At 51.9% G+C, this 22,063-nt stretch carries 21 protein-coding genes; 13 read left to right on the top strand and 8 right to left on the bottom strand.

The features are described from left to right. The first annotated feature begins 295 nt into the window (after positions 1-295). From OES20_02240 to OES20_02230, 3 genes are read left to right on the top strand one after another with little or no spacing between them, the layout of a single operon-like run. A complete protein-coding gene (locus OES20_02240) occupies positions 296-2,167 on the top strand; it encodes a diguanylate cyclase (protein ID MDH3633501.1) in 1,872 nt (623 codons plus the stop codon). Between the two features lie 36 nt (positions 2,168-2,203). After that, the gene (locus OES20_02235) at positions 2,204-2,866 is read left to right on the top strand and encodes a thiopurine S-methyltransferase (GenBank protein MDH3633500.1); all 663 of its coding nucleotides are present in this window, start codon (positions 2,204-2,206) and stop codon (positions 2,864-2,866) included. A gap of 23 nt (positions 2,867-2,889) precedes the next feature. Further along, positions 2,890-3,684: a DUF2797 domain-containing protein gene (locus tag OES20_02230; GenBank protein MDH3633499.1), complete on the top strand. Its 795-nt coding sequence runs from the start codon at positions 2,890-2,892 to the stop codon at positions 3,682-3,684. A gap of 16 nt (positions 3,685-3,700) precedes the next feature. Here OES20_02230 and OES20_02225 read toward each other — a convergent pair whose 3' ends face one another. From OES20_02225 to arsS, 5 genes are read right to left on the bottom strand one after another with little or no spacing between them, the layout of a single operon-like run. After that, positions 3,701-4,411 (bottom strand): hypothetical protein, encoded by a 711-nt coding sequence (locus OES20_02225; GenBank protein MDH3633498.1) that lies wholly within the window; start codon positions 4,409-4,411, stop codon positions 3,701-3,703. A 43-nt stretch (positions 4,412-4,454) separates the two neighbouring features. After that, positions 4,455-5,450, bottom strand: a complete 996-nt coding sequence (gene pyrD, locus OES20_02220) for a dihydroorotate dehydrogenase (quinone) (GenBank protein ID MDH3633497.1) — start codon at positions 5,448-5,450, stop codon at positions 4,455-4,457. After that, positions 5,450-6,049: a TIGR04282 family arsenosugar biosynthesis glycosyltransferase gene (locus OES20_02215; GenBank protein MDH3633496.1), complete on the bottom strand. Its 600-nt coding sequence runs from the start codon at positions 6,047-6,049 to the stop codon at positions 5,450-5,452. The genes pyrD and OES20_02215 overlap by 1 nt, the downstream gene beginning before the upstream one ends. 4 nt (positions 6,050-6,053) lie before the next feature. Continuing rightward, a complete protein-coding gene (locus OES20_02210) occupies positions 6,054-6,746 on the bottom strand; it encodes a TIGR04283 family arsenosugar biosynthesis glycosyltransferase (protein MDH3633495.1) in 693 nt (230 codons plus the stop codon). Next, the gene (arsS, locus tag OES20_02205; protein MDH3633494.1) at positions 6,739-7,704 is read right to left on the bottom strand and encodes an arsenosugar biosynthesis radical SAM protein ArsS; all 966 of its coding nucleotides are present in this window, start codon (positions 7,702-7,704) and stop codon (positions 6,739-6,741) included. The genes OES20_02210 and arsS overlap by 8 nt, the downstream gene beginning before the upstream one ends. Positions 7,705-7,776: 72 nt before the next feature. On the opposite strand from arsS, the gene OES20_02200 reads away from it, so the two are divergent. The 6 genes from OES20_02200 to OES20_02175 all read left to right on the top strand — a co-directional run bounded on the left by OES20_02200 (position 7,777) and on the right by OES20_02175 (position 12,635). Then, positions 7,777-8,238, top strand: a complete 462-nt coding sequence (locus OES20_02200; GenBank protein MDH3633493.1) for an NUDIX domain-containing protein — start codon at positions 7,777-7,779, stop codon at positions 8,236-8,238. A 109-nt stretch (positions 8,239-8,347) separates the two neighbouring features. Continuing rightward, entirely contained in the window at positions 8,348-10,198 is a 1,851-nt protein-coding gene (locus tag OES20_02195) for an SUMF1/EgtB/PvdO family nonheme iron enzyme (GenBank protein MDH3633492.1), read from the top strand. A 43-nt stretch (positions 10,199-10,241) separates the two neighbouring features. Continuing rightward, positions 10,242-10,913: a GMP/IMP nucleotidase gene (gene yrfG / locus OES20_02190; protein ID MDH3633491.1), complete on the top strand. Its 672-nt coding sequence runs from the start codon at positions 10,242-10,244 to the stop codon at positions 10,911-10,913. After that, the gene (locus tag OES20_02185) at positions 10,906-11,349 is read left to right on the top strand and encodes a GFA family protein (GenBank protein MDH3633490.1); all 444 of its coding nucleotides are present in this window, start codon (positions 10,906-10,908) and stop codon (positions 11,347-11,349) included. Before yrfG ends, OES20_02185 begins: the two co-directional genes overlap by 8 nt. A 124-nt stretch (positions 11,350-11,473) precedes the next feature. Continuing rightward, positions 11,474-11,971: a helix-turn-helix transcriptional regulator gene (locus OES20_02180; protein ID MDH3633489.1), complete on the top strand. Its 498-nt coding sequence runs from the start codon at positions 11,474-11,476 to the stop codon at positions 11,969-11,971. Next, a complete protein-coding gene (locus tag OES20_02175; protein ID MDH3633488.1) occupies positions 11,964-12,635 on the top strand; it encodes a GGDEF domain-containing protein in 672 nt (223 codons plus the stop codon). Before OES20_02180 ends, OES20_02175 begins: the two co-directional genes overlap by 8 nt. Positions 12,636-13,017: 382 nt before the next feature. On the opposite strand, the gene ppa is transcribed toward OES20_02175, so the two are convergent. The 3 genes from ppa to OES20_02160 all read right to left on the bottom strand — a co-directional run bounded on the left by ppa (position 13,018) and on the right by OES20_02160 (position 17,101). After that, positions 13,018-13,554, bottom strand: coding sequence for an inorganic diphosphatase (gene ppa, locus OES20_02170; protein MDH3633487.1), 537 nt, complete (start codon positions 13,552-13,554; stop codon positions 13,018-13,020). A 93-nt stretch (positions 13,555-13,647) separates the two neighbouring features. After that, positions 13,648-14,907: a 6-phosphofructokinase gene (locus OES20_02165; GenBank protein MDH3633486.1), complete on the bottom strand. Its 1,260-nt coding sequence runs from the start codon at positions 14,905-14,907 to the stop codon at positions 13,648-13,650. A gap of 187 nt (positions 14,908-15,094) precedes the next feature. Next, the gene (locus tag OES20_02160) at positions 15,095-17,101 is read right to left on the bottom strand and encodes a sodium-translocating pyrophosphatase (GenBank protein MDH3633485.1); all 2,007 of its coding nucleotides are present in this window, start codon (positions 17,099-17,101) and stop codon (positions 15,095-15,097) included. 203 nt (positions 17,102-17,304) lie between these two features. Here OES20_02160 and mrdA point away from each other — a divergent pair, with 203 nt between their 5' ends. From mrdA to OES20_02140, 4 genes are read left to right on the top strand one after another with little or no spacing between them, the layout of a single operon-like run. Further along, a complete protein-coding gene (gene mrdA / locus OES20_02155; GenBank protein MDH3633484.1) occupies positions 17,305-19,152 on the top strand; it encodes a penicillin-binding protein 2 in 1,848 nt (615 codons plus the stop codon). Beyond that, a complete protein-coding gene (gene rodA, locus OES20_02150; protein ID MDH3633483.1) occupies positions 19,149-20,270 on the top strand; it encodes a rod shape-determining protein RodA in 1,122 nt (373 codons plus the stop codon). The genes mrdA and rodA overlap by 4 nt, the downstream gene beginning before the upstream one ends. Continuing rightward, positions 20,270-21,265, top strand: a complete 996-nt coding sequence (gene mltB / locus OES20_02145; GenBank protein MDH3633482.1) for a lytic murein transglycosylase B — start codon at positions 20,270-20,272, stop codon at positions 21,263-21,265. Before rodA ends, mltB begins: the two co-directional genes overlap by 1 nt. Next, positions 21,262-22,053, top strand: a complete 792-nt coding sequence (locus OES20_02140) for a septal ring lytic transglycosylase RlpA family protein (protein MDH3633481.1) — start codon at positions 21,262-21,264, stop codon at positions 22,051-22,053. Before mltB ends, OES20_02140 begins: the two co-directional genes overlap by 4 nt. The last annotated feature ends 10 nt before the right edge of the window (positions 22,054-22,063 follow it).

Raw genomic sequence — 22,063 nt, 5'->3', positions numbered from 1 at the left:
GAAAAATTACGGCGTGCGGAATTTGCTTAAGTTGAATATGAACAAAATCACATAAGCCTTTGAAAATAATATAAATACACTATACTCAAGTACGCTGTCTCGTGTTTTCAGGGAATTTCTCTGTATGCAGGTCAGCCTGGTCCGCAGGACGAGAGATTGTACTGCAAACCGGGGAATCAAAAATGGTCTATACATATTCCGTACTAATGAAGACGATGACCACAGATTCCAGCTTGGGAAATACTAGATATCTGGGCCTGAAACTATTGCCGCTCAATTTAGAAGGTAACACAGCGTGTCGCAAGACCTGATCGACAGGTACAAAAAATCATTCGGGATTCGGTTCGAGAACACGGAAACCGAAGCCCGTTATCGGGATTCGCAGGAAACGCGAGGTCGAAGCTCGAGCGTTTTCGCATTCGGCGCTCTGTTTCTAATATGCCTGTCTTTCGCCTATCTCGAATTTCGTGCCTTCGGTCATGAAGTCCAGTTGCCGATGTATGGATACCTGCTGGCGGCGATTCTGGCACTTGCCAATTTATTATTAAGCCGCTTTTCGGCCGAGCTTTATTATCCCAAGATACGTCTGACGGGTAACGGGGTGTTGGCGATGGTAATCGTTATCGCTGCGATATTTGTGCAGAAGTATAGTGCCTACCACGCACTGGAGTTCGTGTTACTCACGCTCTGGCTGGGCAGCCTGAAATCGGTGCGCCTGGTGTTCACGCTGTCGTTGAATGTACTGCTCGTGCTCCTGTTTATCGGGGCGATGTTTGCCACGGATGTTTCCGGATTCTGGATTTCCCTGGTATCGCTGCTGTTGGCAACGGCGGTATTCCTTGCTACCTGTATTGGTTACCTGACCGAACGAGATCGCCGTATGCTGTTCCTGCAAACCGATCTCACCACTAGTATGGTAAATCGCCAGGAGTTGTGGGCATTCACGCTAATCGATCTGGACATGGCTTTGAGCGGGATACTCGATTTCAAGGAACTGATCGCGCTGCTGAAGAAACATCTTGAACCGGTGATCGAGTTTGATTCCTATATTCTGACTTCACTCGAAGGGCAGGGGCCGAAGCCGGTTGCTGACAAAATTGAAGGCGAACTGTTTGAGAACGAAGATAAGACGCTCTGGTCGCCGGATTTACTCGGCAAGTTAACGCAGACCCGCCAGGCGACGACCAGCGCAGAGTATGAAACCGAAAAAGGTTTCATGGGAATGGAAAAGAAACGCTTTACTTCGTATCGCCTCGATGTACCGGTCTTCAATGATTCCCGCTTGCTAGGTGTTATCAGCCTGCGGCGTGAATCTGAACCTTTTGATGAGCTGGATAAGATTGCCAGCGTCAGTATTGCTGCGCAGGCGATGCTGATTTTCAAGCGGTCGACGCGTAACGCAGAGAAGCCAGTACAAAGGGCAGCGCCTGAACCGGCTAAAAGTCCGAGGCAGTCGGAACCCGAGAACAAACCGAGGCAGCCCGAACCCGAGAAGAAACCGAGGCAGCCCGAACCCGAAATCAAATCGACGCAAGCAGACAAGGATTCCAAAACCGCGGCAAAGGTTTCGTACTCCGAGAGCAAGGATATGGAGATGACCGACCATAGCTATTACGAGTCTGACCAGACTCTGGTACCCAGGGAGGTTGTAGAAGAGTTCAGGCAGAAGGAAGTGTCAGCCAAGAAGACCATCACGCTGATGAGTCGCGAGAATGCGGACAAAATTGCGGTCGATCGCTATCGCACCGCCGCGGTTGAGGGTGATCCCCTCTCGATCCTGATTATTGAAGTCGATGGATTGTCCAAGCTGCGTGAAGACGATGGCGACCAGGTTGCCTACAAGGTATTTGCCGCGATCGTCAAGTACATATTTTCCAGGGTTGATAAAGAGAAAGATATCCTCGGGCGCTACGGACAGAATGGTCTTAGTATATTATTGCCCGGGGTCGATATGAACAAGGCTGAAAAGTTCGCCGAAACGATGCGCGAGTTTGTCGCTAACGCGCACTACAAAACCGCTTACGGAGAGAAGCATGCGACCCTGAGCATCGGCATTGCCGCAATTACGGATGACACCGGTGATTATGCTTCAATGGTGAAGCGGGCCGACATGGCATTGTTCGTGGCCAAGAAGAACGGTCGAAACTGCGTAAAAGTCCGACTCTAGTCAACAAGCCTTAACCGGGCTCACAGGTTATTTTTCATGGTCGATAATCAGCACTGGTTAGATCGCTGGAAGGAAAACCGTATCGGTTTTCACGAGACCGCTGTCAATCAATACCTGAAAAACTATTTGCCACAGTTAGCGCTGCCGAAGGGGGCGACTGTTTTCATGCCGCTATGCGGCAAGGCGCTGGATATCAACTGGCTTGCGCAACAGGGCTACGAGGTGATCGGAATCGAATTATCGCAACTCGCGGTAGAGGCATTCTTCGAGGAGAACTCGCTTGACTACGAACGCGTTGTTTCGGAACGGTTCGTGATATATACATCGGGCAAGATCAGGTTGTTACAGGGCGATTTTTTTGATTTACGGAATGATGATTTGAGTTCCTGTCACTTCATTTATGACCGTGCCGCGTTGATTGCAATGGAGCTTGCCGACCGCCCGCGCTACTATACGCACATGATATCCATTATACCCCGGATAAGCAGCATGCTACTGATTACACTTGAATACGATCAGTCGGAAATGCTGGGACCACCGTTTTCGGTGCCGACGGATGAAGTGTATCGTTACTATAGTACCGCGTTTTCAGTGAATCTGCTCGAATCCAACGAGATTGTCGATGAGCGTCCCCGTTGGCGCAAGGTTGGACTAAGCGCATTGCGTGAATCAGTTTTTCACCTGGAAAGCTACCGTTGAAATACCAGGGTAACCTGCACAAAATGCAAACCGAGGCGACAAGCCCGGTCAGTTATCATCTTGAGCTGGGTGGCCAACGGCTGACCTTGAACGAATGGCTGGGTCAGCCAATCAGAATTGAGTACCTGCAGCAAATTCAATGCATGCATTGTGGCCGCATGACCCGCAAGAGCTTTAGTCAGGGTTACTGCTACCCCTGTTTTAGCAGTCTTGCACAGTGTGATCTCTGCATCATGTCACCCGAGAAATGTCATTTTCACCTGGGCACCTGTCGGGAACCGGACTGGGCCCAGTCACACTGTATGCGGCCGCACATTATTTATCTTGCCAATACTTCCGGGGTGAAGATCGGCATAACCCGCGAAAACCAGATACCGACAAGATGGATCGATCAGGGTGCTATCCAGGCACTGCCGATCCTGCGGGTATCGAAGCGATACCATGCCGGGTTAATCGAACATGCATTCAAACAACATGTCAGTGACCGGACCAACTGGCGAAATATGCTCAAGAACCTGGTCGACGAAATTGACCTGTACCAGATATTCGAGACGATTTGGCCGCTGGTGAAAGCAGAGCTTGGTTCCGATTTGATCGCAGATGCCGAGGAGTTAGCGAAGCCCGATGAAATGACAAATCTCGATTACCCGGCGCTCAAATACCCGGTCAAAGTCAATAGTTTCAATCTTGACAAACAGGCGCAGATTGAAGGTAAACTCGAGGCAATCAAGGGTCAGTACCTGATTCTTGACAATGGCGTGATCAATATCCGAAAGTACGGCGGCTATCTGGTCAGTCTGGAATCTGCATCACGGTGAAACCGTGCCGTGATGGCTAGTGGATCCGTACCGAAGGCGTTTGATTGAAGTAGGACTCCATGACCTTGCGTACGTGTGGCGGGTAATCCAGTGCATCCATCTCTTTCATCCCTTCCGCAAAAAAGCCTGTAGCTTCCTGCGGCAGGTAAATCAAAAACTCGTCGAAGGCCTTTTTCATAACCCCCAGGTCATGGGTTCGAGTCGCCACGATCCCCCGATTAATATGCAGCAGGCGCCAGGGTCTCAGTTCTTCGCCGTCGCCGCGGTCCATTTTAAGATCCTGTGAGCAATGATCGACGATGTCTGCAATTAGATCGGACAGCGCCAGTAATGCCTGCTTTTCCTGCATCAGATTGGCGAGCTGCGCGATCGCGTTCACGACTGGCTCGAGATGATTTATGGTGCCATCGTAACTGATTGTCCAACGGGCGACGACCAGCGAAATCTGTTCAACTTCCTTACGCTTGTGGGGCAGGTCCAGGCGCTCCATCAAATCGATCAACTTGAGCAGCAATACAAATCCATAATCACTGACTTCGGTCGCTTCAGATGCCTCGATTATTCTGTCTTCGCTGGCGCGCAGGTTTATACTGGCAACAATATTGAAAAACTCGACGAATCTATCGAGCAGATTATTCAACCCCCTGCGGTAGTCATCGTCGAGATAATCATCGAGTTGGTCGGGCAGATTCAGCAAATAGTCTCTGGCATCTTTTAACGAAACCATCGAATCCATCGTCTTAGCCTTTCTCCGTACTTGAGGGCCTGGCTTACAGCGATCGGGCGATTGTTTTGACCAGTCCCGGGCCGCGATAAATTAAACCGGTATATAACTGGACAAGTTTAGCACCAAGTTCGAATCGTAGCCGGGCTTCTTCCACCGAGTCGATACCGCCCACGGATATAATCGGAATATCGTCACCCAGTTCCCCGTAAAATGCCCTTAGTAGTTGGCGCGATTTATCGCGTAATGCGGTACCACTCAAGCCACCGGATTGGTCAGATAGCCGGTGCCCCTGCACGCCATCGCGCGATACTGTGGTGTTGGTTGCAATCAAGCCGTCCACGTTATACCGACGTAACAGATCGGAAATTACCGGGATTGCCCCGTGATCCAGGTCAGGGGAAAGTTTGAACACCAGCGGTCGACGGAACTGATGTCTGTCTTCGAGCCGGGTGCGTAAATCTGTGATACCGGTCAGCAATGCCTGAAGCGCTGCCTCGTTTTGCAGATCGCGTAATCCGGGCGTGTTGGGAGAGGAGATATTTATCGCGATGTAGTCGGCCTTGACGTAGACCTTTTCGTAACCCAGGCAGTAATCCGACAACGCTTCTTCGACCGGGGTGTCCAGATTCTTGCCGATATTGATACCCAGTATGAAATCCCGAGGCCTGTCACCAACCTGCGCCAGCAAGTGATCGACGCCGCAGTTATTAAAACCCATGCGGTTGATCAGGCTCTGGTGGCGTGACAACCGGAAGACCCGGGGCTTCGGATTGCCCGGTTGTGCCCTGGGTGTAACGCTGCCGACTTCGATAAAACCAAAGCCCAGTTTACCAAGACCATCCAGGTAGTCTGCGTTTTTATCCAGGCCGGCCGCAAGGCCAACCGGGTTGGCGAAATCGAGCCCCATTACCCGGGTCGGCTTCTCGATCCGGGTCGCCGGTAGCAGGCGATGAAACTGTTGCAACATTTTAAGACTTATATCATGTGCCAGTTCCGGTTCCAGGGCGAATAATATTGGTTTTACCAACGAGTAAAGCATCAACTTGAAGCGATCAATGCGAACAGCTCGGGGTATTTTTCAAGATCCTGCAGCGTATCAATATCCCGCACTGGATCAAATAGACGGACGCGGTAATCCATGCTTCTGGCATTGGCAACAGTTTGCTTGAGTACACGGTCAGAGCTCCAGTGAACATTTCGAAATAACGCCGGATTAATGCTTGTACAACCGATCAGGGCGTAGCCGCCGTCGAACGTCGGCAACAGTACCAGTTCGTGGTCGGCCAGGGCCTGTGCCGCCTGGTGAAGATGTCTGGCCGTGATATCCAGGCAGTCCGATCCGATTATGATCGCGCCGTCAGTTCCTGTCGCAAGCAAGTCTTGCATTGCATTGAACATGCGGATGCCGAGATCATGACCTTTTTGCAAGGTGTACTCTTCGTCCTGTAATAGCGCATCGTCGCTGATTTCACTGACGTAGAGCCGATAATCCAGGCCGGATTGTCGCGCTACCTCGAGCGTATATTCAAGGCAATAACGGTAAACACTGGCAGCTTTGGAGGCACCAATATCGGGTATCAAACGGGTTTTTACAAAACCTGGAGTGGGTGGTTTGGCAAAGATACCTAGCGCAATCATCGTCTCATGATCCGCGTTGCGGGTAGTATATTTTGTACAATCGGTCCGGATCGACACCCAGCCAGAAAGCGAGACGCAACGACCACATCAGGAACACGGTGTTAGCAACTCCGTTATCCTGCCAGCGCCGGGCTGAACTCGTAACTGCCGCGTCGATGATGACAGGTTTGGTGTTGCGACGTGCCTTTTTACAGATCGCGATATCCTCCATCAATGGTATCTCCGGATAGCCGCCCAGTGACTGGAAGAAATGCCGGTTAAAATAAAGGCACTGGTCTCCACCGGCAACCCTGCTTAAGCGGGTGCGCAGATTTATGGCCCATTCGATAACCCGGTAAACGACAGAATGTCCACTCAGGTGCAGGCGAAAAAATCCCCACTCGGAACGCGTGTCGAATAACTCGAAAAAGTTTGCCGGCAAAGTGCTGTCGGCATGCAGGAATAACAGGAATTGTCCGCGCGCCGACCTGCTGGCAGTGTTCATCTGCACGGCTCGACCTGCACTGCTGTGAACGATGTGACAGGCATATCGGCCCGCGATTTCCAGGCTTTCATCCTCGCTGCCGCCGTCGCAGATAATTACTTCGCAGCCGTTTGCCACTCCGTCGAGCATGAATAGCCTGGCGAGGCTTTGATCGAGATAAGCGGCTTCGTTCAGAACCGGGATTATGATGCTGAACTGTGGATGATCAGGCAAGGGCCCCGCCACAACTGCTTCCCTGGCCCGCGGTACAGCCGTAACAATGATCGGCTATGCTGACGGGTATGCTTTCAAGGCTGGTCTTCAGGACATCGCTGATATGGAGCTTCTGTTGATTGTCAGGGTGGCGAATGTTGAGGTTCAGCATCTGGTTGAAATCACAGTCGTAAGCAAAACCCTGCCAGTCGATACTCAGTTGATTAATACACATTAAGCCTTTCATGTTTGCGACACTGAATGAATCCTTGAGGAGATTCATGTAGCCCTCAAACTCGCCCTTCGAAATCAGGGTGCTGCCGAAACGAGCAATGGGCATATTGGTAATGGTAAAAAGCTGGTTAAACTGGATCTGGTATTGTTCGGCGAGAAATTTTTTGTAATCCTGCTCGAGCGTTTCCTGCGGTGGCGGCAGATAAGGTCCGGTCGGATTATAAACCAGGGTCAGAGTAAGGTTACTCCCGTCCTGCCCGTATCCTAGCTGGTTGAGTCGTTTCAATGCCCGCATACTTTTCTGGTAGACCCCCTTTCCGCGTTGGCCATCGACATTGTCCTCGATGTAACACGGCAGAGATGCAACAATCTGAACCTCGTTCTCGGCAAGAAACTCTGCGGTATCCTCGAACCCGGGTTCCAGTAAAATCGTTAGATTGCAGCGATCGATAACCGTAATGTCGAGTTCGCGCGCCGCGACGACCAGTTCCCTGAACATGGGATTCATTTCAGGTGCGCCGCCGGTAAGATCAAGCGTGTTCACCGATGGTTTAGACAAAACCTCGAGGATATGCCGAATATTTTCCCGCTCCATCAATTCCTTGCGCGTGGGTCCAGCAGCGACGTGGCAATGCAAACAGGACTGGTTACAGAGGTAACCGAGATTAACCTGAAGAATTTCGAGCCTGTCCCGGGTTACGATCGGAAAATCGGTCGTTTTCAATAAGGGCCAGGTGTCACGCATTTGTTTTTAGTCAAGAGATTGATCCAGGATAGACTCGCAATATAACATAGAGTTCAAATGCCAGGCGATATCTTGAGCGAGACTAATATCGACACCAGAGATAACCGGGTCGCATGTGGCGTTGCGGTTATCGTAACCCATCAGCACAAGGTCCTGTTTGGCCAGCGCAAGTCCGGGCAATCCGGGTTTGAATGGCAGTTACCGGGCGGCTGGATTGACGCCGGTGAATCACCCGAACAGGCAGCGCGGCGGGAGGTGCACGAAGAGACCGGACTGCAGCTTAAGGAACTTCGATTTGTCGGTATAACCAGCAATGTTTTCTCGGCGCATAAACATACAATCTCGTTGTATTTTGAGGCAGAATGCGCTGATGCACGATCGCTGCTGGCAGGGGGAAACAGCAAATGTTATGGCTGGCAATGGAAGGATTGGGCTGATCTAACCGGAAATCTCTTTTTAGCCTTGCAGCTGTTGAAACAAACGGATTACCAGCCGTTCGTAAATGGTCACCGAAAGACCCATGTTTCTTTTTAGAAAATATAGTGTTTTTATGGAGTTATCATCGATAAACTAGAATTAAATTTAACTATACTGCTATATTCCTAATTGCGATTGCGCGATACACGATAACCATAATCACAATATGAAAGTTGAATTCGATATTGCCAGCGATCAGATCGATGGTGCACGCGACTATCAGGAAGACGCTTACATGGTCAATCAGCTGGGCGAAGCTGATAATGGCGATATATGTTCACTCATAATCATGGCCGACGGCATGGGCGGCCATGCGGCGGGTAATGTCGCCAGCAATATGGTGGTTGCAACTTTCAACAAGACATTTCAAGGAAGTTTTCCCACCACCGAGGTTGCCGAGGTTCTCACCGACGCGCTCAATCGCTCCAACGATCAGATCCGGGCTTCGGTAAAGGAAACCCCGGCATTACGTGGCATGGGCTGCACCATGGTTACCGCCTACGTGCAGGATAGTAATCTTTACTGGGTCAGCGTCGGCGATAGTCATCTCTACCTGATTCGTGACCGCGAGTTGATCAAGCAAAATGCCGATCACAGTTACGGTGCCTACCTCGACATGATGAAAGAGCAGGGCATGGAAATCGACGAGCAGGCGGGTATGTCGCGCAACATGTTGATGAGCGCAATGACCGGAGAAGAAATCAGCAGCATCGATGTCTCTGAAACCCCGATCAAACTTCGACCCGGTGATCGCGTTATCGTGGCAAGTGATGGGCTAGATACCCTGGGAGCCGGAGCCATTATCCAGTACTCCTCCTGGTCCTCGACTGCAAAGGAATGTGTTTACGCGCTGTTGAAAGCGGTAGAGGATGCCAACAAGATTAACCAGGATAATACGACCCTGATAGTTATCGATGTCAAGGAACGTGAAGCCAGGTATGAACGGAATGCGGAGCAAGCAGAACCAGCGCCGGCTCAGGAACCGGTAGCGCGTGTTGCCGAAGTTCGGTTTCCCGGGGAACCGAGAGAACCACGATCTTACAAATGGCTGGTCTGGTTGATCGTTTTGGGATTATTGGGGGGCGGCGGTTATTTTGCATGGGAGAAAGGTTTCGTCGATGAGGCCGTGGAAAAAGGCACGGAAATTGTAGAGACGACCACGCAGAAGATAGAGGCTGAACTAGAAGCCAAGCTGGAACCGGTTTTCGAACCAGAACCAGAACCCGAGCCCGTCGCCGAGCCCGAGCCCGCCGTTGAACCCGAACCCAAACCGGTGTACGTGGACAAGGCTGACGTATTCAGAGACCGACTTAAATCGGGTGGCCATGGTCCAACTATGATTAAGATACCGGCGGGAAGATTCCGCATGGGCGGCGCGTCATCCCTTGTTGCGCAAGACGAGGTGCCACGACACCAGGTTAATGTTGCGTCATTCATGGTTTCGGTTTACGAGATAACTTTCGCCGAGTACTATCGTTTCGCCAGTGCAACCGGTCGTAAAAAACCAAAAAGTAACGGCTGGGACATCAAGACGCATCCGGTAATCAACGTTTCCTGGGATGACGCGAATGCCTATACGCGTTGGTTGGCTAAGGAAACCGGTAAGAAGTATCGCCTGCTATCCGAGGCAGAATGGGAATATGCCGGACGAGCCGGCACGACGAGTTCGTTCTGGTGGGGATTAAAGCCAGGAGCCGGTAACGCACATTGTTTCGATTGCAAGAGCGATTTCAGTACCAGTAAGCCGGCCAAGGTCGGCACCTACAAGTCGAATGCATTCGGATTGTACGATACGGCTGGCAATGTGTTTGAGTGGGTGCATGATTGTTACCATTCTAATTATAATGATGCCCCTGCTGACGGTAGCGTTTGGGAAGGCGGTGACTGCAATGTCCGAGTGGTACGAGGTGGTGCTTACGGTAGCCCTGCCAGCTCAATGCGCGTGGAAAATCGTGAAAAGTTCAAGAGCGAAAAAGGCCACTACAATGTTGGAATACGCGTCGCGCGCGATCTCTAGGTCTGGATGAACCCGGGGTGCCCGACCGACCGGATTATTAAAAGTGATTGATTGGCGGGTCATTGAAACAGTGCTGCTCGATATGGATGGCACCCTGCTGGACCTGCATTTTGATAATTATTTCTGGCAGGAATATCTGCCGCTGCGGTACGCGGAGATCAAGGGTGTTGAACCCAGCGCCGCAAAGCAGCACATCGTCAGGCTAACCCGGAAGATTGAAGGCAGCCTGAACTGGTATTGCACCGATTACTGGAGTGAAATGCTCGAAATCGATGTAGTTGAGTTGAAGCACGAGGTCAGCCACAAGGTTGCAATTCGACCATTTTGCATCGATTTCCTTGACGCTTTACGCGCCGCCAACAAGGATGTCGTTATGGTTACCAATGCCCATCACGATAGCCTGGCGTTGAAGATGGATAAAACGCAGCTGGCACATAAATTTGATCGTCTCATAACAGTACATGAATTTTCTCTGCCCAAGGAAGATCCACAGTGTTGGCACGAAGTTCACAAACGCCACCCGTTTACAGCACAGCGCACCCTGTTGATAGATGATAATTTGCATGCCTTGCAGTCGGCTCGCGAGTATGGAATTGACAACCTGCTCGCAATTTACCAACCCGATTCACAGGCCCCGCGACGTGAGATAAGCGACTTCGATGCAATACATTCTTTTAACGAGATCATGCCGATAGACGAAATATTCGATGAATAACGGCAAGCTAGAAATCCTGTCGGGAGGATGCCTCTGTGGGGGGGTTCGCTATCAAATTACAGGACCCTGTCGGGATATCATTAACTGTCACTGTATCAACTGTCGCCGAACTCACGGCCATATTGCGGCCTATACTTCAGTAAAGCGATCTGACCTGGTGTTTGATAGTCAGCATAGCCTGCAGTGGTACCATGACGAATCGCCAGATACATATCGCGGGTTCTGCAACCGTTGTGGTGCAAGCCTGTTTTGGGATGCCCGCAACGGCAGTGACAAGTTATCCGTGTCGGCAGGCTCGCTGGACGACAGTGGCAAACTCAAAACAATCGGGCACGTTTTCGTGGCCGAGGCGGCCAAGTACTATCAAATCGATGATGGATTACCCTGCTTCGAAAACAGTAACTGCGGTGCGCTCGAATCCGATGGGAGCAGTTGACCTGTGCCCGGGAATCGGTTAAAAGTTTTAAAGTAAAACTGATGATGCTAAGGCGGTATGAAGAAAGCAGCAAGGATGCCCGCGACATCGGAACCTGTGTTAATCAACCGAGCAATTTTGGTCAATGTTAAAGCCTGAGAAATATGATCCGCTTAAACGATCGGTAGGCCATGTGCTCGATATTATCGGGGAAGGATGGTCGATCCTGATTATACGCGAGGCTTTTCTCGGAACGCGGCGCTTCGAAGAATTTCAGGGACGCCTGGGAATTGCAAGAAACATCCTCACCGCCCGGTTGAAAAAGCTTTGTGCCAACGAGATCCTCGACCGGGTACCCGTCAAGGAAGGTGCCAAGCGCCACGAATACATACTGACCAGGAAGGGAAAAGAGATGATGCCCTTGCTGGTCGCACTAACCCAATGGGGTGATAAGTGGGTATTCGGTGAAGATAATAAACCGGTCATTTTCCTTGATCGGGAGCAGGGCCAGCCGATACCTCAAGTGCAGGTTTACTCTGCCCGGGGTGAAGCATTAAAACCACGCGACGTTATGATAAAAGCGGGCCCGGGCGCAACACCTGAAGCAAGGGAGCGCATCGAAGAACTGAATAAAGATGAGTGATTCCGATCCCAAGCCACTCGAGTGCCCTGTCGGCGAAGCCAGCTGCGAATGGCTGGATGAAATCGAAAGGCTGCGTAACCAGATAGAGGAACTATCCGAACTGGTGTCTACCGATGCCTTGACCGGGTTGTTTAACTTTCGCCACTTCAAAACCATATTGCAGGCCGAAATGGATCGCTCCAAGCGCAGCGGGATTCCAACCAGCCTGGTGTTAGTCGATCTTGATCACTTCAAGGCGGTTAACGATACCTATGGCCATGAAATTGGAAACCGCGCGCTGAAGCATGTTGCATCAATTCTCACCGGCGATGTGCGCACCACGGACATCGTTTGCCGTTATGGCGGTGAAGAGTTTGCAGTGATTTTCCCCGAGACACATCTCAATCTCGCGGTAAAGGTTGCCGACCGCATTCGCCAACATGTTAGCGAGAGTCCGCTACCAATTGATGATGGCGAAATCAGGCTGACCGCCAGCATGGGTGCAAGTGTATACATGAAAACCAGCATTCTTGATCTCGTTGATTTTGTCGATTCGGTGGACAAGTATCTCTATGAAGCAAAGCAATCGGGTCGAAATTGTATCTGCCATATCGACTACACCGAATTGCGCAAGGTCACCGAGGTCGGCTATGACGAGCGCGCCATGCTCTTCGGCAAAGACTAACTGCACCAACATCCTTGAATCCCCTGAAAACAGCCTTCTTACGGCGCGGTCACCGGTATTGTCTCGCGGGATCGCCGTAAATACGTCCGTGTAGGCTCGCGTGCGACATCTCTGTCGCACAGCGTCCCGCGAGACAATACCGGCGCCCACGCCTCAAGATCTCTGCCAATCCGGGGATAAAGCCTGCAAAAGTGTAGCGCGGCAGGGATGCCGTGGTCCGACACATCGGGCGACAAGCGATTCCATGGATGGACCAACTGGCGCTTGCGCCAGTTGGGAGCGCCTTTTGCAGGCTTTATCCCCGGATTGGCATGGGCGGTATTGCAAACGTTTGCGCTGATTGAAGTTTGCTCTTGAAAGCCCTCGATCAGAGTTGAGGCGACTAGGGGGACTCGGTGTTGTAGCGCTCGATGGAGTCGAGGATTTCGCGCCTGGCTTCGTCGGTATCGACCCAGCCGTCGATTTCAACCCACTTACCGGATTCGAGGTCCTTGTAGTGGTCGAAGAAATGCGCGATCGAATCAAGCAACGACCTTGGCAGGTCATGCACGCTGCTCATATTCGAATACAGGTTCGACAGCTTGTCGATGGGTACCGCAATGATTTTAGAGTCCTTGCCGGCTTCGTCGGTCATGCAGAGCATGCCCAACGGCCTGACGCGAATAACCGAACCACTGATGACCGGGATCGGGGTTACCACGAGAACGTCGACCGGGTCGCCGTCCTCGGATAGCGTTTGCGGAATGTACCCGTAATTGCAGGGATAGTGCATCGACGTACCCATGAAACGATCAACAAACATGGCACCGGTATCTTTATCGACTTCATACTTGACCGGATCGCTATGCGACGGTATTTCGATGATGACGTTGACGTCATCGGGCACGTTGCTGCCGCTGCTAACCCGGTCCAGTATCATGTTTTTGTTATCTGGTGATAAGGCATGAAATTATAACCAACCGTGCATGTTATGACATCCGGGTCTGCCATCTATTGCAATAACCTGCGCATTTTACTGAAGATCGAAAGCACCGAGTTTTTTATCGACCAGCTGGTTTTGCAATACGACGTAGCGTGGCATCCCGCGTTCGTCGTAATCGGGGTATGCTTCACCCTGAATCAGGGGATAGAGATAGTCGCGACATTTCCGGGTTATTCCAAAACCGTCCTCGGTGATGAAATCGAGGGGCATTGTTTTTTCAACATTAGCTACATCGGCCAGTGCCGCGCTGCCGACCTGCCATTGGTACGGGTCGTTCGAAATCCGTTCGATCGTCGGCATGATCGCATTTTTGCCCGCCAGCGCCATTTCCACACCAGCCTGACCTAATGCATAAGCCTGTTCCAGATCGCTGGTCGAAGCGATATGGCGCGCGGCGCGCTGCAGGTAATCGGCCACCGCCCAATGGAACTTGTAACCCAGTGCCTCCTTGACAATATTGGCAACGACCGGGGCCACGCCGCCAAGCTGCGCATGTCCGAAAGCGTCGCGGGTACCCTGTTCGGCGAGAAAACTGCCGTCGGCATTACGCGCACCTTCCGAGACCACGACCGTGCAATAACCATGGGTTTCTACTTTTTCCTGTACCGCCTGAACAAACCTGTCGTGATCGAAATCCACCTCGGGAAACAGCACCAGTACCGGTATATCGTAATCTTCGATCAATCCGCCTGCGGCCGCGATCCAACCGGCGTGACGTCCCATGACCTCCAGGATAAATACCTTGGTTGATGTTTTAGCCATCGATCTCACGTCAAATGAAGCCTCCAGGGCCGAAATCGCGATGTACTTGGCGACGGAGCCAAATCCCGGGCAATTGTCGGTGATCGGCAGATCGTTATCCACGGTTTTGGGTATATGGATTGCCTGTACCGGAAAGCCCATGGTTTCGGATAGCTGCGACACCTTGAAACAGGTGTCAGCCGAGTCACCGCCGCCATTGTAAAAGAAATAGCCGATATCGTGCGCCCTGAACACTTCGATCAGGCGTTCGTATTCGCGTCTATTTTCTTCGAGGCTTTTGAGCTTGAAACGGCAAGAACCGAACGCGCCCGAGGGTGTTTTTTTGAGCGCTGCTATATCGGCATCGGATTCGCGCGAGGTGTCGATGAGTTCTTCACTCAACGCGCCAATGATTCCGTTACGGCCGGCAAATACGGTACCGATTTTATCGTTGTGCTGGCGACAGGTTTCGATGACGCCACAGGCACTGGCGTTGATTACCGACGTAACACCGCCGGACTGTGCGTAAAATGCGTTCTTGGCACTCATGTTATTATTTCCACCTGATTCTGGTTTTGCTCTCTTTCCGCGCGGGAGTTCGATGAATCCAACACCGCGGATCAATTACGATAACTGCAGAATACTGCAAAAATCCTTAAAAAACATTTATCCTGAGGGGATATAAAAAGGGTAGTGCGAGCACTACCCTTTAATCCGGTAACTGTGTGATATCGGGTCAGCCCAGAAGCGGTGCAATAACCAGGCTGACGATTGCCATGACGTTGATGAGGATGTTCATTGAAGGTCCTGACGTGTCTTTGAAGGGGTCTCCAACGGTGTCCCCGACCACAGCCGCGGCGTGGGTATCGGTACCCTTGCCACCCAGATTACCCTTTTCGATAAACTTCTTGGCGTTGTCCCAGGCACCGCCGGCATTCGCCATCATCAGCGCCATCAAGACGCAGCTCAACAAGCCACCCGCAAGCATGCCACCCAACGCTTCGGCGCCAATGGTGAAACCTACCAGCGGCGGGGCGCTCACCGCGATAACACCGGGAACAATCATCTTTTTAAGTGCCGCAGTAGTCGCGATATCGACACATTGCGCGGTGTCGGGCTCGGCCTTGCCTTCGAGCAAGCCATCGATCTCTTTGAATTGACGGCGGATCTCCTTGATCATTTCGAAGGCTGCGTCACCGACTGCGGTCATCGTCAGTGAGGCAATGATGAAAGGAATGACCCCACCGATAAACAGACCGATCAAGACTTCCGGATTATTCAGCACGAGCTCGAAATTCTCGACATTGACCGACACGGTTTCGATGTAAGCGGTGATAATTGCAAGCGCCGCCAGCGCCGCTGCCCCGATCGCGAATCCCTTGCCGATCGCGGCCGTAGTATTACCCAGTTCATCTAACGAATCGGTTATCTTGCGCGTGTCTTCACCAAGACCCGCCATCTCGGCAATGCCGCCTGCGTTGTCGGCGACCGGACCATAAGCATCAATTGCCATAGTGATCCCGACCGTGGCGAGCATACCGACCGCCGCGATCCCGACGCCGTAAAGACCTGAAAACTCGCTGGCGACCCAGATAATGCCGCAAATCGTCAGTATCGGAACCGCTACCGACTGCATGCCTACTGCAAGGCCACTGATCATTACGGTCGCGGCTCCGGTTTCCCCGGACTTTGCGATATGTTCTACCGGTTTGCCGGCGGTATAGTACTCGGTGACCAGGCCGATGATAATGCCGCCCACCGCACCGGCCAGCACGGCAACCCAGATTCCACTGCTGAGGTCCAGCATTAATATCAGAAAGTAGGCCAGGACGATAAACAGTATCGAAGATCCCATGGTACCCATGCGCAAGGCTTTCTCGGGCGACTTTCCGGAATTGATCTTGACGATCATTATGCCGCCGATTGAGCACAACAGTCCCAGCGAAGCCAACGCCAGCGGTAAATTCATCATCGCTGCCTGGCCACCCAATTTTGCGGCTACGCTAACCGTCAAGGTTGACGCAATCGCGATGGACGCGATCATCGAATTGCAGTAAGACTCGAAGATATCGGAACCCATGCCGGCGACATCGCCAACGTTATCGCCGACGTTGTCGGCTATAACACCCGGATTACGCGGATCGTCTTCCGGGATTCCGGCTTCGATCTTGCCCACCAGGTCGGCACCGACATCGGCGCTCTTGGTGAAAATACCGCCACCAACACGTGAGAACAGTGCGACCACGGATGCGCCCATGGCAAAACCATGGATGGCGTGGATTGATTCGAGATCACCCGAAAACATAAAGAATACGATGCCAAGGCCAAGTAAGCCCAGCGATGCGACGGCAAGACCCATGATCGAGCCGCCGAAGAAGGCGACGGTCAGAGCCGCGGCGGCGCCCTCGTTGTGCGCTGCCGTGGTGGTTCTCACATTAGCGCGGGTTGCGGTGTTCATGCCGATGAAACCAGCCGTACCCGAAGCCAGTGCACCGAGCAGAAAACAAAATGCCGTTTTCCAGCCGAGGAAGATCCACAACAGGACGATTAATACTGCGGCAAATATCACCAGCATCTTGTATTCACGTTTCATGAATACCATGGCGCCGAGGTGGATTTGATTGCCGATATCTACGACCTTGCCTTCGCCTTCAGGATGTTTCTTGACGGCGGCATAGATCATCGCGGCCGCGACCAGACCAAAGGCGCCGAAAAGCGGCGGCAACAGGTTAGCTAACTCCATACGGTTTCCCCAAATTTCGTATTTATTTTTAGAGATTACCGCCCCGATATATAACGGTACGGTAAAAAAACGCGTGAATGATATCGGTTTTTATCCACATAATGAAACTTCTTTACATATTTCCGCCGCTTTTTTTGTTATTTTTCTGCTATTGTCGACACATCCACCAATGATCCGCAGTCCCAAAGGTTAAATCCGTTTCAATGTCGAAGCGAGAGCAGTTAAAAGACGATTACCTTGAAAGCCGTTTGATTCGACGCCGCCTGGTGTTGTCGGCGATTTTTATCGTGATTTTACTAAGCCTGGTACTGGGAAGGTTATACGTACTGCAGATCGTCGAGCATGAGCACTTTTCGACCCTTTCAGACAGTAATCGCGTTCGCATCAAGGCATTGCCGCCGACGCGAGGCTTGATTTTTGATCGCCATGGCGTGGTCATGGCCAATAACCTGCCTGCCTATCGGCTCGAGATCATCCGTGAGCAGGTAGAAGACCTGGATAGCACGTTACAGCAGTTGAAACAGTATGTTGAGTACAGCGACCAGGACCTGAAACGATTCAAACAGTCTTTAAAACGCCGCCGACCCTTCGAGAGTATCCCACTACGCTTGAATCTTAAAGACGAAGAGGTGGCCAGGTTGGCGGTTAATCTGCACCGCTTCGAAGGGGTTGAGATCAATGCCCGCCTGACCCGTCATTACCCGCAAGGTGAACATGCCGTGCATGCGCTTGGATATGTTGGTCGTATCGACGAAAGAGATCTGGCCGAAGTTGATGGAATCGATTATGCCGGTACCACGCATATCGGCAAGCTTGGCTTGGAAAAATTCTACGAACATGAGCTGCACGGTTCAGTCGGAGTGCAACATGTCGAGGTTAATGCCAATGGCCGCACCCTGCGCGTGTTGGACGAAACTCCGCCGCTCCAGGGTAACAACCTGCACCTGACCATTGACTCCGGCTTGCAGAAGGTCGCCGAGGAGGCTTTCGGGGACCAAACGGGTGCGGTGGTTGCAATCGACCCGAACAATGGCGAGATTCTCGCGCTGGTGTCGATGCCGGTTTTCGATCCCAATCTGTTCGTCAACGGTATCAGTTTCAGCAAGTACAATGAATTGCGCGATTCACATCGACGCCCCCTGTTTAACCGTGCGCTTTCGGGGCAATACCCTCCGGGATCCACGACCAAGCCTTTCTATGGATTAGCAGGGCTTGAATCGGCGCTCGCGAAAAAGGAAGAAGAAACCTATTGCATTGGATTCTATAAGCTTCCCAACGAAGAGCGCAGGTATCGTGACTGGAAAAAGCAGGGGCACGGTCTTATGAATCTGACCGATGCGATTACCCAGTCCTGCGATGTCTATTTCTATGATCTCGCCTTTCGGCTCGGAATAGATCGCATGTCTTCATTCCTGGGCGAGTTCGGATTCGGGATTAAAACGGGCGTGGACAGTACCGGGGAACGTAATGGCATATTACCGTCAAGAGAATGGAAAAGGGGCCATGACGGTATGCCCTGGTTTCCGGGTGAGACCCTGATTACCGGCATTGGCCAGGGGTATCTGCTGGTGACGCCGCTTCAGCTCGCTAATTCCATCGCCGCTTTTTCTGTCAGGGGAACCCGGTATCAACCTCACCTGGTCAGGTCGGTTGAAAAGGTTCCAGAATACAATCGCGTCGAAATTGCGAACCGCGTGGTGGGTCAATACGAGCTAAAAAGGGGGCACAACTGGGAGCATATTCACAAGGCCATGATCAACGTTGTGCATGGATTGCGCGGAACAGCCCACGGCATCGGCCAGGGCATTGAGTACAAGGTGGCCGGGAAAACCGGTACCGCACAGGTGTTTGAAGTGGCGCAGGACGAAGAATACGACGAGGAAACCGTGCTTGAAAAACTGCGTGATCATGCGCTGTTCATCAGTTATGCACCCGCGGATAATCCACAGATTGCCGTCGCCGTGATTGTCGAGAATGGCGGTCACGGCAGCTCGGTGGCTGCCCCGATAGCGCGACGTATCATGGACGCCTACCTGTTGGAGAAGTTATGAACCAGGCACTGGATTCCGACACGACTTCGATAACGCGGCGTGTGCTGGACGCGCTGAGGCTGGATCCTATATTGCTGTCGTTGCTGGTTATTCTGGCCCTGTTCGGCAGCATGGTGTTGTATAGCGCCAGTGGATCCGACCATGCCGTCGTGATTCGTCAAATGACCCGGATCGTGGTCGCACTTTTACTACTGCTGGCTGTTGCGAATATACCGCTGCGAATGATTCGAAAGATTTCGATCTGGTTATACGTCGCGGGTGTTGCGATGTTGCTCGCCGTCATGTTCTATGGCGAAGTAGGCAAGGGCGCGCAGCGCTGGCTGGACCTCGGTTTAATTCGCTTTCAACCCTCGGAGATCCTGAAGCTTGCGGTACCCATGATCGTTGCGACCTATCTGGCCAATCGAGTCCTGCCGGTTGGTTTGAAGGAGCTCGTGGTTTCGTCGATACTGGTATTAATTCCGGTGATACTGATAGCGAGGCAACCCGATCTCGGAACTGCTATCCTGGTTGCCAGCGCCGGTTTTTTCGTACTGTTTCTTGCCGGCGTTCGTTGGAAGGTCATGATCAGCCTGGGCGTATTGTTTTCATTGATGGCGCCCCTGCTGTGGAAGTTTGCATTACGCGACTACCAGCGGGATCGGATTGTTACCCTGCTGGATCCCGAGAGCGATCCCCTCGGATCGGGTTATCATATTATTCAGTCAAAGATTGCGATTGGCTCGGGTGGTGTTTATGGTAAGGGTTGGTTAAATGGCACACAGTCACAACTGGACTTCATTCCAGAGCGTTCCACCGACTTTATTTTTTCGGTATTTGGTGAAGAGTTTGGATTCTTTGGCAGCATTGTCCTGATATTGATCTATGTGGCAATTATCTTCCGTGGGCTTTATATTGCGGCGAATTCCACGGAGAATTTCGGACGACTGCTCGCTGGTGCACTGAGCCTGACATTTTTTGTTTACCTGTTCGTAAATACAGGTATGGTAGCCGGCATGCTGCCCGTGGTGGGGGTGCCGTTACCGTTGATCAGCTACGGTGGTACTTCGATGGTGACTCTGATGATGGGCTTTGGTTTAATTATGTCAATTCGATCGGCAAAGCGATTCCTGGTTTGATGAAAAAAATACTAATTATCATCGTTTTATTTGTGACTCCCGCGGTGTCAGCGCTCGAAATACCGGGTGGTGATTACCGCGATCGGGACGACGTAGTTGCCTTTGTCAAACGTATCGCCGCGGAAACCAGCTATAGCGAACAGGAACTTGTGGATTTGTTTGCCCAGGTAAAGAAGCAGTCCCATTTGTTTGAAAAACTGGATCGGCCCGCAGAAAAGGAACTCGAGTGGTATCAGTACCGCGGTATTTTCGTCAAGGACAAACGTATCGAACAGGGTGCCAAATTCTGGCTCGAGCATCGCGAACTTCTTGCCGAGGTCAGTGAAAAAACCGGGGTACCCGCAGAGATAATCGTTGCGATTATTGGTGTGGAAACTTTTTATGGTACCTATAAGGGAAAAGATCCCGTGTTCGACAGCCTGGTTACGCTGGCATTTGACTATCCTCGGCGGGCCTCGTTTTTCATTCGCGAACTGGAGGAGTTTCTGTTGCTTTCCAAGGAGCAGGGGTTTAACGCGCGCGCGCTGCGAGGATCCTATGCCGGTGCGATGGGTGTGCCGCAATTCATTGCTTCGAGCTATCGTAACTACGCGATCGATTTTGACGAGGATGGACAGACCAATTTGTTTGACAGCATTCCTGATATAGCTGGCAGTATTGCAAACTATTTTGTCAGACACGGATGGCAGCGTGATGGACGCGTCGCACGGCCGCTTGTAGTCAGCGCAAACAATACCGTAGATAGCCTCGAGCCCGGTGTGAAAACTGACTACAAGTGGGCACAGTTAAAACAGAGCGGCCTGACGTCTACATTCGATATCACCGAGGAGACACCGGTAGCCCTGGTCAGGCTGCAACAAAAAGATCGCCCGGAATACTGGGCAGGATTCCAGAATTTTTATGTCATAACGCGTTACAATCATAGCGAACTATACGCGATGGCCGTATACCAACTCGCCAAACTTATCAGTCGGGAGTTTAAAAAGTTGATATGACGCGATTTCTCGTTTTTCTGTTACCGGTAATTTTTACGCTTGGCGCCTGTACCTTCGGGGTGCCGATCAGCAATCAGGCGGGCGTGCAGGACTCCGGGGTTCCGAAAACAACCCGGTCGGAGCAGGGAAACCCGTCATCCTACGTTGTTTTTGGCAAACGCTACCGTGTGCTCGATAGCGCCGATGGCTTCAGGCAGCGTGGTGTCGCCTCCTGGTATGGGACCAAGTTTCATGGTCGTCCGACCTCCAGCGGCGAAGTCTATAACATGCATGCCATGACGGCGGCACACAAGACGCTGCCAATACCGGTTTATGTGCATGTCAAAAACCTGGATAACGGTCGCTCGATTGTCGTTCGGGTTAATGACAGGGGCCCGTTTATCGATGGTCGAATAATCGACCTGTCCTACGCGGCGGCGAAAAAGCTGGGTGTCGACGGACCCGGTACCGCCCATGTCGAGATAAGCGCGCTGGCTCCCGGCGAAAGTAAACCCACCAGCATAGTACGCAGTATCCCGTTGACCGATGAAGCGGATACGAATATCCCCTTATACGTTCAAATGGGTTCTTTCGCTAATCCCGTGAACGCAAATAACCTGGTTCGGAATCTGATAGATGCTAACGAATCCACGGCGCAAGTGTCACGCCAGCAGACCAATAGCGGGCTCTTTTATCGGGTCCGGGTTGGACCCCTGTACGACATCGACGAGGCAAATGCAATCGTCAGACGTCTCAAGATAAAGGGTTTTCAAACCGCTCGCATCGTAGTGGCGGACGCTTCCGAATAAACCTTGTGAG

It is taken from the genome of Gammaproteobacteria bacterium, assembly GCA_029862005.1.
Lineage (GTDB): Bacteria > Pseudomonadota > Gammaproteobacteria.
The sequence above is the reverse complement of the archived record's forward strand: the minus strand, read 5'-3'. Positions and strand labels throughout refer to the sequence as shown.